This is a genomic window from Paenibacillus sp. PAMC 26794 (assembly GCF_000316035.1).
Lineage (GTDB): Bacteria > Bacillota > Bacilli > Paenibacillales > Paenibacillaceae > Paenibacillus.
Map to the genome: position 1 here is coordinate 17,865 of NZ_ANHX01000080.1, position 16,283 is coordinate 34,147.

Consider the following 16,283-nt stretch of genomic DNA (forward strand, 5'->3'; position numbering starts at 1 on the left):
AGATTTGAAAGTGCAGCTAAGACAAAAGGGGTGGATCATGGGGACGGCAGAAGGCATTACGAGAGGCTTCTATGAAGATATAAAGGAAGCTGCGGCCCATATTGTAGACGTATTAAGCGGTATATTGAAGGTCAATACCATCTTCGTTGCGACGAATGACGGGGTGACAAATGTCATTTTGGAGGCCTTTAATCGTACGGAAGAGTTAGTTGTTAAAGGCAGTGCACTTCCATTTACAGATTCATATTGCAGCCTGGTATTAAGAGACAACGGTAGTGTTCTTACGATCCAGGATACATGTGAACATCCGATGACACGATCCATGGGCGTTACGAGCGGACTTGGCAATCGCTTCTTCGTGGGCGTGCCTATTATGAAAAGATCGGGCCAAACATTTGGTACCATCTGTCTGATGGATGATCCTGGTTATGTGATCAGCGAAACCGATATGAAGACACTGAAGGCGATGGCTGTATTCCTGGGCTATGTTGTCGATCTGGAAAGCACGTTGCATGTTCAAGAGCGGAAATTGAGTGATTCGGAACAAATGCAAGAACAGCTCCAGGCAGAGAAAGAACGTGCCGAATCCGATGCCATGACCAAAACACAGATGTTGAAGCTGATGAGTCATGAGATTCGTAATCCCTTGAACGGTATTTTGGGACTGACAGATCTGATTCGCACACCGGATATGCCCGAGGAGCAGTCCGAATATGTGAACATGATTGAGACAAGCGGTAATATTTTGCTTTCCTTGCTGAATAATATGATGAATTTCAACATTAATGAAGCAGGTAAAACGGTTATACATGATGATCCGTTTGATCTGGTAGGTACCATTGAGAATACCGTGTATCTCTATGCCGGGATTGCGACGGGCAAGAACATTGAGCTGGGATTAAATCTTGAACTGAATGTATCTCAAGTGTTCGTTGGTGATGAAGTCAAGATTGGACAGTTGGTTGCACACGTCATTCAATATGCTCTCGATTCAACGCGTGAAGGTTCCGTTCTGATCACAGCAGTGGTGAACGGAGAAGAATTGGAGGAGACCGGTACACTTCAGCTCAAGGTGAAGTACACGGGTCAGATGTTATCGGACAAGAAGACACAAACCTTTAACAGCCAAGATGAAAATTTGAATATCCAAAAACTGATTGGAAGCAATCTGGGTTTAGCTGTAAGCCAGAATCTTGCCATTCTCATGCATGGCCGTATTCAGGTGAGCAGTGTGAAGGAAAATGAGACGGAATTCAACATCTCCCTTCCGTTGCGCAGATACTGGGAGTTACCTCAACTCGCAAGTGTTCAGCAGCGGTTAAAAGGGAAAAAGGTGTTGCTTGCCAAGGACCCTGACATTTTGCAAGGCGTCTCTTCCCTGATGCGCAGGTGGGAGATGGATGTACACATGACCTCGGGTGTGACATTAGCGCATGATTGGATCAAGGAAGGATTTACGCCTGATGTAGCCGTTGTGGATATGGGATTAATGGAAGGCGGTGCGGTCGATTTTGTACATGAACTGAAACAGCGACTGCAGAATCTGCCCGTCATTGTTCTTGTTCCTTATGGTATGCACATTGAATTGCATGAAGCAGAAGCCTTTGATGCTGTTCTGACCAAGCCGGTCAGACAGGCTGATCTGTTGAATGCATTGAGCATTACTTTGCCTTAAATTATAATCATATGATAAATCTTTATTCGGCGCACCGGTTATAGGTGCGCTTCTTTTCATTTTCCATTTTCTGAGCCAAAGCCCTTTTATTCCGAGCTGGTTACGTTACAATAGAAAGTGAACTTCATCTTTATAACCGACAGAGGAGGATGTACATTGGATTATCGCAGATTAGGTGGAAGCGGACTGAAAGTAAGCGAGATCAGCCTGGGAAGCTGGCTGACGTACGGAGGGTATGTGGAACGTGAAAATGCGGTAAAATCAATTGAAACTGCATTTGATGAAGGCATTAACTTTTTTGATACAGCTAATGTATACGAACGGGGTGCAGCAGAAGAACTGCTTGGGCAGACGCTCAAAGCATATTCCCGTGACTCTTATGTACTTGCAACCAAAGTATTTGGCAAAATGGGTGATGGTCCGAATGACCAGGGGCTGTCTCGCAAACATATCAAGGAGCAATGTGAAGCAAGCTTGAAGCGCCTGGGCGTTGAATATGTGGATATCTATTACTGCCATCGTTATCATACCGAAACACCAATTGAAGAAACACTCCGCGCTCTCGATGATCTGGTACGTCAAGGCAAAGTGTTATATGTTGGTGTCAGCCAGTGGACTGCGGCTCAGATGGAAGCTGCGTTAGGTACAGCAGACCGTCTGCTCCTGGATCGTATCGTGGTCAATCAGCCGGTGTACAACATGTTTGACCGTTATATCGAAAATGAAATTATCCCGCTCGGCGAGCTTAAAGGCATCGGACAAGTTGTATACTCCCCGCTTGCTCAAGGTCTATTGACCGGGAAATATACGTCGGTTTCCGATATTCCAGAGAACAGTCGTGCTGCCAAACTGGGCTGGGACGAAGGAAAGATCAATGCGGATCGAATCGGGAAAGTTCGTCAACTGATTGAAGTGGCGGACAAGCTGGATCTGAAGGTTGGCCAACTGGCCCTTGCCTGGATTCTGCGCCAGAATAATGTATCCAGTGCACTTGTAGGGGCGAGTCGTCCCGAGCAGGTAAAAGAGAATGCGGCTGCATCTGGCGTGAAGCTGGATGCTGCCATTGTCGAGGAGATTGAGAGCATCCTTGCTTGATCTCTTGTCAGCACACAAGCTGAGATGATATGTAATGATCCATAAAGCAAGGGATGTCCTGTGCGCCTGAATAGGCGAACGAGACATCCCTTTTTTGGAGAACGTTGAAAGGTTAGTTTATTGAAAGGTTAGATGTTACTTTAAAGTGTAAGAGGCAAGGAACGAAAAGTTAAGGCACACACACGGTTACGGCCTGTATTCTTGGCTTCATATAAAGCACGATCGGCCTGTTCAAAGAAATCGTCATCGTCATCACAATGATCGGGATACACGGCTACACCAATGGAGATGGTTAGACGTGTCGTGTGCCCGTCGGGCAGAGCAAAATGGTATTTCTCTACAGCCTGCCGTATAGATTCGGCGGTAGCTACGGCCTGACGGTGTCCACAGTCGAGCAAGAGAATGGCGAATTCTTCCCCACCATTTCGTGACACGATATCAGCAGAACGTGCATGCTCAACAAGCAGTTGTCCAAGTTGCTTCAGGACCGCATCGCCGGCGGAATGACCATAGGTGTCGTTTACCTTTTTGAATCGGTCAATATCAATGGCAAGCAAGGACAACTTTTGTTGGTAATCCCGCGCACGCTGAAGTTCCAGTTGAAGTGATTTTTCGAACTGTCGTCGATTGCTCAGGTTGGTAAGATGATCGGTAGATGCTCTTCTCTCCAATAGAAATAACATTTCATTGGATTTATTAATGAATTCAGCGATGAAATAGATAAATATTCCACCGACAAAGGAAATGGTCATTTGTAACGGATATACCTTCATTAATGAATTCATGCTGTCCGTGTTCAACATAAGGATGATAAAGATTAATGTTATGCCGAGCAGATTCATCGTAATTATTTTGGTCAGTCTGGACCAGGAAGCATAGGCGAAGTATACACCGGACAGTCCGATCAGAGTCATGACAAATCCCGCATCAATGGCAGAGGATGATATGCCAAACATCAGAATACGAAGGACGGAGAGAACGAGTCCTGTAATGACCGAAGCCAGTCCTCCCAGATATACAGCCGCCGTTACAATGGCCAGATGCCGCAGATCTACAATTGTAGTCTCGTTCAGAGGGAAGGAATAGTTCATGAGTACTGTGCCATATATGCCGAATAATAAGCCGCCGATCAACTGAACACGTAACGAGGGAAAAGGCAATCGGATACTATAGAACTTGGCGATGATCCCGGACACATACATAAACGTAATCATGACACAGATATTAATGAAAAAAGTGCTAAACAACCGACATTCCCCCTTTATACGCACATCCCTATATTTTATCTGAAAAGTGGTGCTGTAGCGAACCATATTATCCCAAATTTATGAGGGGTTGCTGGGAAAGGTGTTTTATTTGCATATCCAGGATGTTAGAGTGATATTGACTTCAATATACAATAAGATTTATACTTAATCTAAGTCAAAATTTATTCCTTATTTTTTGGGAAGACCATCATAAGTAGAAGATCAGTGTCTGATTTCATATAAAATGGATCAATAATAAAGGAGAAATGGTTGTGAGAACTTTAAATCTGACGATACAACGGCAAGCGGTATATGATGTGGTGCGCCATTCGGAGGATCACCCTACTGCTGCTGATGTCATGAATCGACTCGTGGAACAAGGATATAATCTGGCCTACGGTACGGTGTATAATTCTCTTCGTTATCTGACGGACAAAGAATTGATACGGGAACTTAAACTCGGAGAGACAGCAAGCCGATACGATGCCCGTATGGATGATCATCAGCACATTATGTGTGAAGTGTGCGGCAAAGTGGACGAGGTGATGACGGAGGTTCCTCCACAATGGATGAAACAGGTAGCTGAAGAAACCGGATATGTAATCGATCATGCTCATGTGGTCTTTGGAGGTGTCTGCGGGGAATGCAGAAACAAACGGATCAAGTAAAAGTAAGGTTGCCTGGTCGCCGTTTGCCCCTTCGGGTCAAACCTGCCTTGTCCGATCCAGCACCGGTTGTGGATAATTGTCCGACTACACGGCGTGTCATTCTGATTAGCCCAATGCCGGGACAGGTCCATGAATTGGTGAAGGCTCTGACAGACAGCTGCTTCGACGTGCTGGTCTTTCATCGCTGGGAACCGGATCTGCATGAGCGCCTTGTCTTTGATCTGTTGATCTATGACCTGTCTGTTGCCGGAACTATCGATGCATTTGCCGGCATTAGCAGCCGATTGAATCGTGAGGCTGAGCATACAACCCCTTGTCTGTATCTGGTTGGTGAGAAGATGATCGGCAGCGCGAGTGGACCGATGCTTCAAGAGGAATTGCTAGTGTGGCCTGCACGCCCGCAGGAAGCTCTATACCGGGTGCAGCGCATGATTGGAAATAGTCCTGCTCTGCCCAACCGTGGGTTCTTGCCTGAGGAAGGGCACCGTATCGGATTTAAGGATCTGTGGCTCGATCGTGAACGGATGAGTGTGCAGCGCGATAATAACCGGATTCATCTGACCAAGACCGAATATGATCTGTTACTCAAGCTGATTGATGCCAAAGGTGCAGTCATTTCCCGTGAGGAGATGCTCAGCGATATTTGGGAGACGGACTTTACGGGTGGAAGTAATGTGGTCGATGTTCATATCAAAAGCTTGCGCAAAAAATTGGGCGATAACGCGTCTTCGCCGCAATATATCGTAACTGTAAGAGGAGTGGGCTACCGCCTGGCGGATTAGTCCGCTTTTTTTGTCTAATTTTATAGTTCACCTCATGTATTTTCGGGTAAAGCCTAATAGATAGAGTAAATCCGAATCACTTCCGTAAAAACATGTTCATAGTTCATTCATGAAGTGGTGAAGAACCTCATCTTAATCTCATGTGAACCTCATGCAAGAGCAGAGGGGGACATGTTAGAATCAATTTAACAGTTAGATCAAGTCTAAATGTATATTTAAACCGAAGCCGAATATGATTTTAATAGTAGATATATAGCAGCCGTGAAACCCATTAGAGGAGGACGACATGATGACAGAACGTATGACAACCAATCAGGGCGCACCTGTCGGTGATAACCAGAATTCCCGCACAGCAGGCAGAAGAGGACCAACACTGCTTGAAGACTACCACCTCATTGAGAAAATGGCCCACTTTGACCGTGAACGTATTCCGGAACGGGTGGTACATGCAAGGGGTACAGGAGCTCATGGCGTATTTACGTTGGAGCAGAGTATGAAGGCTTATACCACAGCGGACTTCCTGCAAGATCCGGGTACGGAGACGGATGTGCTGGTTCGTTTTTCGACCGTTATTCACGGTACGGGATCACCAGAGACTGCACGGGATCCGCGTGGATTTTCCGTCAAATTCTACACACGGGAAGGCAACTATGATATTGTCGGCAACCATCTGCCTGTGTTCTTCATTCGTGATGCCATGAAGTTCCCTGACATGGTGCATTCCTTGAAGCCGGCTCCAGATACAAACATTCAGGAACCAGCCCGTTATTGGGACTTTATGACCCTCTCACCGGAATCAACGCATATGATGACTTGGCTGTTCTCTGATCTGGGCACACCGGCAAGTTATCGGGAGATGGATGGTTTCGGCGTACATGCTTTCAAATGGATTAATGCACAGGGGCAGGTCCACTATGTAAAATATAAGTGGGAGTCTGCACAAGGGGTTCGCGGCTTTTCACGTCAGGAAGCTGCCGAGGTACAGGGGCAAGACTTTAACCATGCTACCCGGGACCTGCATGAACATATCAAGAACGGGCAGTACCCGCAGTGGAAGCTTCAGGTACAGCTCTTGAAGCCGGAGCAGATGGATGATTTTGCTTTTGATCCGCTCGACCCTACCAAGACCTGGCCTGAAGATGTATTGCCGTTCCATACAGTGGGCACGATGACCCTGAATCGGAATCCGCAAAACTTCTTTGCTGAAGTAGAGCAGGCGGCCTTTTCTCCTAGTGCGCTTGTACCCGGAATTGAGCCTTCTGAAGATAAATTGCTGCAAGGACGCCTATTCTCCTATCCAGATACACAGCGTCACCGGCTTGGACCGAACTATTTGCAAATTCCGGTGAATTGCCCGTACGCACCTGTTCGTAATCACCAGCGTGATGGACTCATGAATGTGAACCAGGACCCATCTCCGGTGAACTATGAACCGAACAGTTCAGGAAACAGCCCGCAGGAAGATCCGGCATACCGGGACAGTCAGGTTCCGTTGCAAGGGCATGTTACACGCGAGAAAATCGAGAAAACGGATGATTACACACAGTCAGGTGAGCTTTTCCGTTCATTTACTCCTGTAGAGCAGCAACATTTGCTTGATAATCTGATCAATGACCTTAAGGGCGTATCTGTTGATATTCAAATGCGTGCCCTGTGCCACTTCTTCCGGGCGGATGGACAGCTTGGCGGACGTTTGGCTCATGGACTCGGCGTGGATATTTCTGCACATATGCCGTCACAGGATGGAAAATAAAGTGCAGTTTGACCCTGTACTCACAACATCATACGGACTGATATTTGATGAAGACTGGGAAAACCGTGAACGTGCGGAATTTCCCAGTCTTTGGCTTTTTTACTGAAATTGAAAACAAATTTACAAATCATTTACATAAAATAGCTGACATAGAGGTTGACTTCTCATTTGTTGGCACTACAATGGGTAGTGTGAGGGGTGTCAGAAAATGAGAATACACAATTTCAAAGTGGGTGAGCGTGGGCTCAACCGATTTTTCGGTCCGCTGGAGGCCAAGATCATGGACATTTTATGGGCTCGTCCTGGCAGTAGCATCCGTGAAGTGCAGACCGCACTTGAACAAGACAAAGACGTCAATTTTAATACAGTCATGACAGTGATGAACCGGCTCGTGGACAAGGGACTGCTTGGCAAGTCTCAGAAGGGCAGAACATCTTTGTACCAACCAGTACAGAGTAAGGAGGAGTTTATGAACGACCAATCCAAGGAACTGTCACATGAGTTGGTGGATGAATTCGGAGCTTTGGCATTGAATCATATGCTGGATGCGCTGGACGAAGCAGATGCGGGTCTGATTGAACGCTTGGAACAGAAGATCAAACAATGGAAAAAGGATAGCGATTAAGATGTGGAAGACCCGCTCGAAACTTTTGTTTACCGTCGGGTTTGGCATTCCGCTACTCGTGTTCATGCAGATGTTCATGTACGCTATGTACAAAATCTTTGGCTGGGATATCCCGTTTAATCTGCTCTGGCTCTGCAATCATTGGATGAGTCGACTGGGTTGGTTATCCGTGGGACATTTCCTGCTGGCACTGGTATTGCTGACATTTGCGGGAACAGGCTGGTTGCTAACGGTACGTATGGTGAAAACCAGAGCAGCCGTACGTAAACTCCGCTCCATGGAGGTGCGTGCATTGTCCCGCGAATTGGAGTCCAAGTATCACCATCTCGGACAGCCCGGATTCATTGTTGTGGACAAGCCATCTCCGGTTGCATTTACAATCGGTTTATGGAGACCTTGCATTGTACTCTCCACAGGGCTTCTGACGATGCTTGATGCAGAAGAGGAGACTGCTGTTGTGTACCACGAAGTCCATCATCTGTGGCACCGTGACCCACTGAAGACGACACTGTTATCGGTATTTGCAATTATGATGCCGTATATTCCCGTATTGAAGCATACTTCGAAACATTACAATATCGTTAGAGAGATTCTGGCAGACAATGAGGCCATTGAGCGTACAGGCAATGTGGCGGGCATTGGCAGTGCTTTGCTCAAGCTGCTCCGTGCTTGTCCTGAACCTTGGGGGGCCAAAGAACTGACCGTTCAATCCTCATTTGCGGATACGTCGGTGAATGTCCGAATTTCACGTCTGCTGGACCCGGAAAAGGACGTCACGCTGAGGTTACCACGCTATGCTGTCCTGATGTCGGCTACCGTTTTCCTATTGATGTCTATCTTGTTTGTTTGGTCCATTGGATGAATCAACTTAGCTATGTGAGGTCGAGTATAACACTAGGAAGGATGATGAACATGAATAATAAAAGTGTAGAGATTGGATTATTTTTCTCAAGGATTATGATCGGTCTGATCTTTGTATTGCACGGCTGGAGTAAATTCGAAGGTGGAATCAGCGGTACAGTAGGTTTCTTCGAAAGTATCGGTATTCCCGGATTTCTTGCATCGGTTGTAGCCATTATTGAGTTGGTGGGTGGTGTGGCGATGATTTTGGGTCTGGGTACACGTGTGTTTGCTGCCCTGTTTGCCATCGTGATGGTTGGCGTTCTGTTTACAGCCAAAATGGGTGAGCCGTTCCTGAGTGGTACCGAGTTAGAGTACCTGCTGCTGGCGGGTTCCCTGACACTGCTCTTCACAGGAAGCCGCTTTCTGGCCGTGGATTATCTGTTCTCCAGACAAGGGAACGCTCGCCAGAATGTGAGCGCTTGAATTGAATAACGATTGCTAAAAAATAATGAAGTGCAGGATGAGTCCTGTAACGAGGTTCTTTATTGGCCAGGCCGGTTCGGGAATTGTATTTGCGAACCGGGCTGATCGGTAGAGAACTTTTTTCTAAATATAGGAAAGTATATCATGTCGCCATTCTTTATCTATATTTCTTCGGAATGAAACACGCTGAGCCGCTAGAGGACGGCGATAGCCGTTTCACCTTGTTTGGACGACATGCCTTTGGTTTGTTACAATGAGAATAAGTATGCTACTAAGAAAAAATAAGGAGGATGCATTTTATGATTAACGTCATTCCATCCGATGCCCGCTCCAGCTTCGATCGAGGCTGGCTCCGTGGTAGTCACAGCTTTTCTTTCGGAGAATACCAAGACCCGGAGAATACGGCGTTTGGACCGATGCGGGTAGCAAACGACGATGTGATTGCGCCTGGTCGCGGTTTTGGAGCTCACCCACATAGTGATATGGAGATTGTGTCCATTGTATTGAACGGCAAGCTGCGACATGAAGATAATCTGGGCAATGTGGCCGTTACAGGTTTTGGCGGTATTCAGCGAATGTCAGCAGGCAGTGGCATGATTCATACCGAGCATAATGCATCCGATACCGAAGAAGTACGTCTGCTTCAGCTCTGGTTCATGCCGCAGACGAAAGGGTTGGAGCCATCCTATGAGACCACATCATTTGATCCAGCGGCACTGGCAGGAGCACTCGTGCCGATTGTATCCCCAGGAGGGGGCCCAAGAGTTGCGACCATTCATCAGGATATGACGATCTACCTTGGCCGATTAGCCAAAGGCGAAACGTTAACCTTTAATCAGGATACGGGCCGCCGGATGTACATTTTCTCCATCGAAGGCAAGCTGGGGTTGGATGGAGAGTACCAGTTGAACGAAGGCGACACGGCTCGTGTGGAACAGCGGGATTCAATCGAACTGCAAGCAAACGAAGATACGTTCTATATGATTATTGATTTGCCGTAGATGGCTGATGAAATGAACTCCAAGATGAAGGAGGATATACACGTATGGAGCAACAGGAATGGTTTATGGTCAAACATGCGGTGACCGGGCGAGGACTAGCTAATAGCAAAACAGATTCCCTGTCCTATCGTTTCCAACAGGAGGATACAGGCTTCATATTTACCGTTACGGGTCTGGACGAGCATATTGTGGAACAGATTATGGAGCTTAGACAGGAACTGAACGTATTTCGCTTCGTCCAACGTAAGGATCAGCCCCTTTTGAAGCACTGGTACTACGTAGACGGTGAACGGGTAGTGTATGACAGGGAGAGTCACACGCTAAGCATCTATGCGAAGTCGGAGATTCGCTATGTGCCTGAAGATTATTTCGCAGATTAATTAAAAAATAGGTTGAACATGATTTGGAATAGATCAGAAGGTCTCTGTTAAATACAGAGGCCTTTTTGCTGTCTGAACTCAGAGAATTTAATCGTAATTTTGCAAAAAAGACCACATAATTCCCGTCTGTCTGGCACAAGCTACCTTGTATAAAAACAAGAACGGAGGGGCGGCATATGGCGGACAAAACATCTGGGAAAGACAAGTCCCGACAACCGGGACGCGCTTCAGAAGAGAACAAACATATCCCTTTGGGACTGCCGTCCCCGCCTTTTCTACGGCAGCCGATTAGTGCAGTACATGAAATTCAGATTCAAGCGGTAAAGGAGATCTTCTCCGAATGCTCGGATGTGGTTTTTCGCAACGTCATGATTACGCCGGAAGTGAAAGGGCTTCTGGTCTATATTGAAGGCATTGTTAACTCGGCTGATATCCAGGAGCATATGCTGCGTCCGATTATTCGAGGGTTGGTGCAGCAACGCACAGATGAACCCGATGTTCCACTGGATGAGACAACCGTTGAGCTTACGCAGGTGAAGCGAGTTAAAAATTGGGCTGATGCGACAGAAGGGGTGCTGGCATCCTCTGCCCTTCTGGTGGTCGATGGAAGTAGCGAAGCCTGGATGTTCAATGTCAAAGGCGGCGTCAGACGTGGTGTGGAGGAACCACAGACGGAATCCGTAATTCGGGGACCACGGGAAGGATTTACCGAAACGCTCCGTGTGAATACGGCTTTGCTGCGGTTCAAGCTGAAAACTCCCTCTCTCAAGATGGTGAGTATGACACTAGGCACTGAAACCAAGACAGATATCGTTCTGACCTATCTGGATGATATCGCTGATCCGAAGTTGATCCGGGACGTGAAGAAACGCCTGGAAAAAATCAAGATTGATGGCATTTTGGAAACGGGTTATATCGAGGAACTAATTGAAGACCACCCGTATTCTCCATTCCCACAGATGCACTATTCCGAGCGTCCAGATACGGTAGCAGGCAACCTGTTGGAAGGGCGGTTTGCCATTATGGTAGACGGTACTCCCTTTGTATTGATTGCTCCAGTCACGATGTGGCAGATGCTACAGGCCAGTGAGGACTACTATGAACGATTCTTCATCAGTAATCTGTTGCGTTGGATACGGTTTTTGTTCGTAGCCATTGCACTTTTCCTTCCAGCGTTGTATATCGCCATTACCACATTTCATCAGGACATGTTACCTACGACACTGATACTCAGTATTGCTGGAGCTCGTGAAGCGATCCCTTTCCCGGCTTTGGTGGAAGCCCTCATCATGGAGCTGTCGTTCGAAGCCCTCCGGGAGGCGGGGGTCAGGTTACCGAAAACAGTCGGTCAGGCCGTCAGTATTCTCGGTGCGCTCGTGATTGGGCAGGCCGCAGTTCAGGCAGGGATTGTGTCCGCCCCGATGGTTATTATCGTATCGATGACAGGGATAGCTTCCTTCACGATCCCGCGGTTTAACTTTGCGATTACGGTGCGTTTGCTGCGATTTCCCATCATGTTGCTGGCGGGTATGCTCGGACTGTACGGTATTGTGATCGGTTTGGTCCTGATCTCGGTACATCTGACACAGATGACATCTTTTGGTGTGCCTTATCTGTCAGGTCTTAGCCCTTACAGTAAAACAGATACCAAGGATATTCTTATTCGTGTGCCGTGGTGGAAAATGATCAATCGTCCTTCTACGGTTCAGGATAACCAGAAACGGATGAATGACAAGATCAATGGTTCGCCTGAAGCTGAGGAAGGATGGTGAACACATGTTTCTTATTCGTAAATTCCGCGCTGTGTTGATGTTACTGCTGTGTACCCTTTTCATAGCAGGGTGTTGGGATCGTAAGGAAATTAATGATATTGCCTTTGTAATTGGAATTGCCATTGATAAGGAAGGAGAGAATTACAGATCTAGTTTGCAAATTGCACTTCCCGGTCAATCCGGTTCTACCGGCAGTTCTGGAGGTGGCGGTGGTACAAGCGGGGACAAATCATGGTTCATGTTGTCCAACACGGCGAAGACGCTACGGGGGACTACACTTGAGGGCCAAAAAGCGCTATCTCGCAAGATTTATTATGCGCACCGCCGTACCATGCTCATTGGGGAAGATCTTGCCCGGGACGGCGTTGCCTCCATGCTCGATTTGTTTACACGTTACCCGCTTAACCGCTTCTCTGCATTGCCGATCGTTACAAAAGGGGCAGCATACGCGGTCATGGATACGGATGCACCTATAGAAAAGTTCCCATCTGAGATGGTGCGAGAGCTATGCTTTCTAAATATGCGCAACCCACGTTCGCTTAAAACGTTCACGGATGCCATTCTTAGTGAAGGTGTAGATCCATTCCTGCCCGTTGCTTCGAGAGTGGACAATGTTCCTAAAAATTGGAATGATGCTAAAACAAACATCAAGCTGGATGGATTGGCCGTGTTCAAGAAAGACAAGCTGGTTGGCATGATTGATAAGGCTCCCGCCGATGCCCTGATCCTCGCTATGGGGGAAGCCAATGCGCCGGAAGTTATGGTCAAGGCTCCGCGAGGAGAAGGAGATATATTCATCAAGCTGAATGAGAACAATTCTTCGTTGCACCCCAGTGTCAAGAATGACAAGGTTACTGTGACCGTTCAATTGTACGCCAAAGGCGTGGTTGTAGATAACGAATCAAATTACGGTGATTTGCGTGAAAAAGAGATTTTAAAATTAAATGACGCGATCCACAAAAAAATAAAAGAGGATATCGTTGAAGGGGTTCGATTAATACAGCGAAAATATCATGCAGATATTCTCGGGATTGGTCGGTCGATCCATCAACACTTGCCTGAAGAGTGGGACAAAATGAAGGATCGATGGGATGACATCTATCCTGATGTTGAGGTGAACGTTATCCCCCACGTCATTATTGAAAATGTAGGGGTAGTCAATAAACCGATCGGTGTCGTTGAGGAGGATATCGTACATGATTAAACCACTTTTGTTCACCTATCTGGGGATGGTCATCGTTGTCATTGTGATGGACTTCAGACATCTGAAGCAGGCGGCGGTCATTAATCGCTGGTTATCCTATGGCCTGATTGCATTAGGGACAGGCCTATGGCTCTATGTAACCCATTTAAGTAAAACCTTTTTTGTAGCGGTATGGATCAGCCATGTCATCCAGCGATTCTTACCGCTACCATAGATACGGGCTAGAAATGGTGCGGAGTACAGTTTGAATGATAGAAAGGAGGTATTGTATGAATCAAAGTGTGACTTCTCGACAGATTGTACTACTCGTGCTGCTACTCAGTATTACGGGCACGTTGATTCAACCCCATGCACAGGCCATTTTTTATGCGGAACAGCACGCTTATCTCTCGTATGTGCCAGTTGTTTTCGTGATGATTATATCCATGTGGATGGTAAGTCGAATTCAGCGGAGATTTCCGAATCAGGATCTATTTGAGGCCCTTGCTGACCGGTTCCCCTTTATGGGAAGGCTCGCAGGCGTGATGTACATTTTGTTTTTTTTCTTCATATTCGCAAGAGATATCCGATTAATTGGTGACTATGTAAGTATAACCTTGCTAGAGACAACGCCGATATCCATTGTGGTATTGTCACTCATGATTATGGCAGTATTTATCGTCAGAGGCGGGCTTGGTTCGTTGATCGGAATGTCAGAACTATATGTTACCCTGTTCCTATTGAACTCTATCATTGTGCCTTTCATGCTTATTCAGCAGTTGAATATGGATAATCTGATGCCCTATTTTCATGTCGATACGGCAGGTGTAGGCAAAGGGAGTTGGTACATATTTTCTTTTTATGGGGAGATGATCGCCTTACCTTTTGTCGTTAAGGGCAGTGATTTTCGCTTCAAGCCTGTGTTATGGGGCATCATTATCTCGGGATTGGTGATGATGCTGATTATGGTGGAAACCATCACGTCGATTGGTGTGCCCATTGCTTCCAGACTAGTATACCCTTCGTATGAACTTGCAAGGCAGCTGCAAATTAGTGATTTTCTGGACCGGTTTGATCTGGCACTTGCAGCGGCAACCTTGCCTACCATGATTACAAAAATTGCATTTGATCTGTACTTTGTCTGTTGGGGAATGAAGCGAATGATCCCGAATGTATCGGGAAAGGTCCTGACAGGTCCAGTGGCACTGGTGGGCTTTGTCTGTGCATTCTGGTTTTTCCAAAATGCAATTCAGCTCTACCGTTTTACCCGGGAATGGACATGGATCGCCATTTTGTTTGAAGTGCTGTTCCCTATTGTTCTGTTTATGTTTCTTCGTCCACGTAAAAAGGATAAAAAACAGGGACAAGAATCTTCTGATTCGGAGAAGAACGGAGAGAAAAGAAGACCGGATTCTCATGGTGGAGAACTCCAGCCTTCCTGATGCATCCCATCAAAAATCCTTATAGATGAACGGGCAAAAAGAGGGGAAGTGCAGTTTCCCTTCGCAGAAGTACCCTGTATACTGTAGTCAGACTGATGAACATTCGGCTGAACTAACGGGGGGAACATGAATGGCTCAACATTTGGCAGGTGTGCGTGTAGCATTGACAGGACCACGAAAATCGAAAGAAATGTCCATACTGGTTGAGAAAATGGGTGGAATCCCGCTTGTGCGACCAGCACAGGGAACGGTATTTCTGGATGACCGGAATATCAGGGATGGACTGGTATCCTGGATCTCGGACCCGCCGGACTGGGCGGTATTGACCACGGGCATGGGATTGGACGCGTTGTTTGAAATGGCCGAGGATATGGAAGTGGCGGGAAAATTACTGGATGTGCTGTCGGAATCCCCGATTGCAGCCAGAGGATACAAGACGGTGAATGCACTCAGGAAACGCAAGTTAACGCCATTGGTACGAGATGATGATGGTAGCACGGACGGGCTCATTCGAGAATTCGCCCCGCATGATCTCGCGGGGAAAAAGGTTATGTTGCAGCTTCATGGCGAGACAGCTCCCAAACTTGTCGCATGGTTGGAAGAACAAGGCGCAATCGTCACACAAGTGCTTCCTTATCGACATGTACCGCCGGAAGATGCAGAGCTGGAGCAGCTATTGAATGAAATCCTAAATTTCGAAGTAGATGCTGTTGCATTCACAAGTGGACCGCAGGTCAGATTTCTGACGCAATATGCGGCCTCCCAGGACAAGCTTGAGCCGATGCTTGCAGCCTTCAGACAAGGTGTAATTCCTGCGTCTGTAGGTAAAGTTACAGCAAACTCCATGCGTGAAGAAGGCATTGAGGCACTGGTCATTCCGGAGGATGAGAAGATGGGAGCACTCATCGTTGAGCTGGGACGTTACTTTGCAGCGGAACGTGCGGCCAAGATTAGTGGCCTGCAATCATAGTTTTAATGACTATGAACGTCTTCAATCATTAGGTAGATGGATGGTTGAAACGAATCGTATATGTATATGTTACTTCTGGTTCTGATCCGTTTTTTGGAGCAGGACTTTTTTCAGTTTGCTTGCCTAGCAAGGGGTTACGTGGCTTGAAGCAAGAGGGATATGCCGCAGGCAACATCGTGGCGGGGTATACGCACGTTCATCTGGGGCTCTTACCCGGCAGCCGCTCGAAGATGGGTGGAGCATTGTCTAGCCTATCGGCAGGAGCGAGAAATGTAGGGATAATAACAGTTATTTGTAGCTCAAATAGATAGCTGGATTCAATAAGCAAAATGGCTCTAATCTTGCTTTTACCTCCTGAGTCTTT

16 protein-coding genes are annotated in these 16,283 nt (G+C 47.0%); 15 read left to right on the plus strand and 1 reads right to left on the minus strand.

What is annotated here, in order from left to right; genetic code table 11:
* Positions 1–37 precede the first annotated feature (37 nt).
* Together D829_RS31955 and D829_RS0125865 are read left to right on the plus strand one after the other, a co-directional pair.
* A complete protein-coding gene (locus D829_RS31955) occupies positions 38–1,675 on the plus strand; it encodes a histidine kinase dimerization/phospho-acceptor domain-containing protein (RefSeq protein ID WP_017691818.1) in 1,638 nt (545 codons plus the stop codon).
* Between the two features lie 156 nt (positions 1,676–1,831).
* The gene (locus tag D829_RS0125865) at positions 1,832–2,770 is read left to right on the plus strand and encodes an aldo/keto reductase family protein (protein ID WP_017691819.1); all 939 of its coding nucleotides are present in this window, start codon (positions 1,832–1,834) and stop codon (positions 2,768–2,770) included.
* Between the two features lie 140 nt (positions 2,771–2,910).
* Here the strand turns inward: D829_RS0125865 and D829_RS0125870 are convergent, their stop codons facing one another.
* The gene (locus tag D829_RS0125870; protein ID WP_017691820.1) at positions 2,911–4,017 is read right to left on the minus strand and encodes a diguanylate cyclase; all 1,107 of its coding nucleotides are present in this window, start codon (positions 4,015–4,017) and stop codon (positions 2,911–2,913) included.
* A gap of 272 nt (positions 4,018–4,289) precedes the next feature.
* Between D829_RS0125870 and D829_RS0125875 the strand changes: the two genes are divergently transcribed.
* The 13 genes from D829_RS0125875 (at position 4,290) to D829_RS0125935 (ending at position 15,919) form a co-directional block, all read left to right on the plus strand.
* Positions 4,290–4,685, plus strand: a complete 396-nt coding sequence (locus D829_RS0125875) for a transcriptional repressor (protein ID WP_017691821.1) — start codon at positions 4,290–4,292, stop codon at positions 4,683–4,685.
* Positions 4,661–5,467, plus strand: a complete 807-nt coding sequence (locus D829_RS0125880; protein WP_017691822.1) for a winged-helix domain-containing protein — start codon at positions 4,661–4,663, stop codon at positions 5,465–5,467. Before D829_RS0125875 ends, D829_RS0125880 begins: the two co-directional genes overlap by 25 nt.
* A 289-nt stretch (positions 5,468–5,756) precedes the next feature.
* Positions 5,757–7,220 (plus strand): catalase, encoded by a 1,464-nt coding sequence (locus D829_RS0125885; protein ID WP_017691823.1) that lies wholly within the window; start codon positions 5,757–5,759, stop codon positions 7,218–7,220.
* A 208-nt stretch (positions 7,221–7,428) separates the two neighbouring features.
* Complete coding sequence (locus tag D829_RS0125890) at positions 7,429–7,845, plus strand: BlaI/MecI/CopY family transcriptional regulator (RefSeq protein WP_017691824.1); 417 nt, start codon at positions 7,429–7,431, stop codon at positions 7,843–7,845.
* 1 nt (position 7,846) lies between these two features.
* The gene (locus D829_RS0125895) at positions 7,847–8,707 is read left to right on the plus strand and encodes a M56 family metallopeptidase (protein WP_017691825.1); all 861 of its coding nucleotides are present in this window, start codon (positions 7,847–7,849) and stop codon (positions 8,705–8,707) included.
* 50 nt (positions 8,708–8,757) lie between these two features.
* Positions 8,758–9,171 (plus strand): DoxX family protein, encoded by a 414-nt coding sequence (locus D829_RS0125900; protein ID WP_017691826.1) that lies wholly within the window; start codon positions 8,758–8,760, stop codon positions 9,169–9,171.
* A 299-nt stretch (positions 9,172–9,470) separates the two neighbouring features.
* The gene (locus D829_RS0125905) at positions 9,471–10,172 is read left to right on the plus strand and encodes a pirin family protein (protein ID WP_017691827.1); all 702 of its coding nucleotides are present in this window, start codon (positions 9,471–9,473) and stop codon (positions 10,170–10,172) included.
* Positions 10,173–10,216: 44 nt separating this feature from the next.
* Positions 10,217–10,552 (plus strand): hypothetical protein, encoded by a 336-nt coding sequence (locus tag D829_RS0125910; RefSeq protein WP_017691828.1) that lies wholly within the window; start codon positions 10,217–10,219, stop codon positions 10,550–10,552.
* A 176-nt stretch (positions 10,553–10,728) separates the two neighbouring features.
* Positions 10,729–12,324 (plus strand): spore germination protein, encoded by a 1,596-nt coding sequence (locus D829_RS0125915; protein ID WP_017691829.1) that lies wholly within the window; start codon positions 10,729–10,731, stop codon positions 12,322–12,324.
* Between the two features lie 4 nt (positions 12,325–12,328).
* On the plus strand, positions 12,329–13,528 hold the full coding sequence (locus D829_RS0125920) for a Ger(x)C family spore germination protein (RefSeq protein ID WP_017691830.1): 1,200 nt from the start codon (positions 12,329–12,331) through the stop codon (positions 13,526–13,528).
* Entirely contained in the window at positions 13,521–13,742 is a 222-nt protein-coding gene (locus D829_RS0125925) for a hypothetical protein (RefSeq protein WP_017691831.1), read from the plus strand. The genes D829_RS0125920 and D829_RS0125925 overlap by 8 nt, the downstream gene beginning before the upstream one ends.
* Positions 13,743–13,797: 55 nt before the next feature.
* A complete protein-coding gene (locus tag D829_RS0125930) occupies positions 13,798–14,949 on the plus strand; it encodes an endospore germination permease (RefSeq protein ID WP_017691832.1) in 1,152 nt (383 codons plus the stop codon).
* 130 nt (positions 14,950–15,079) lie between these two features.
* Positions 15,080–15,919: a uroporphyrinogen-III synthase gene (locus tag D829_RS0125935; protein ID WP_017691833.1), complete on the plus strand. Its 840-nt coding sequence runs from the start codon at positions 15,080–15,082 to the stop codon at positions 15,917–15,919.
* Positions 15,920–16,283: the final 364 nt, after the last annotated feature.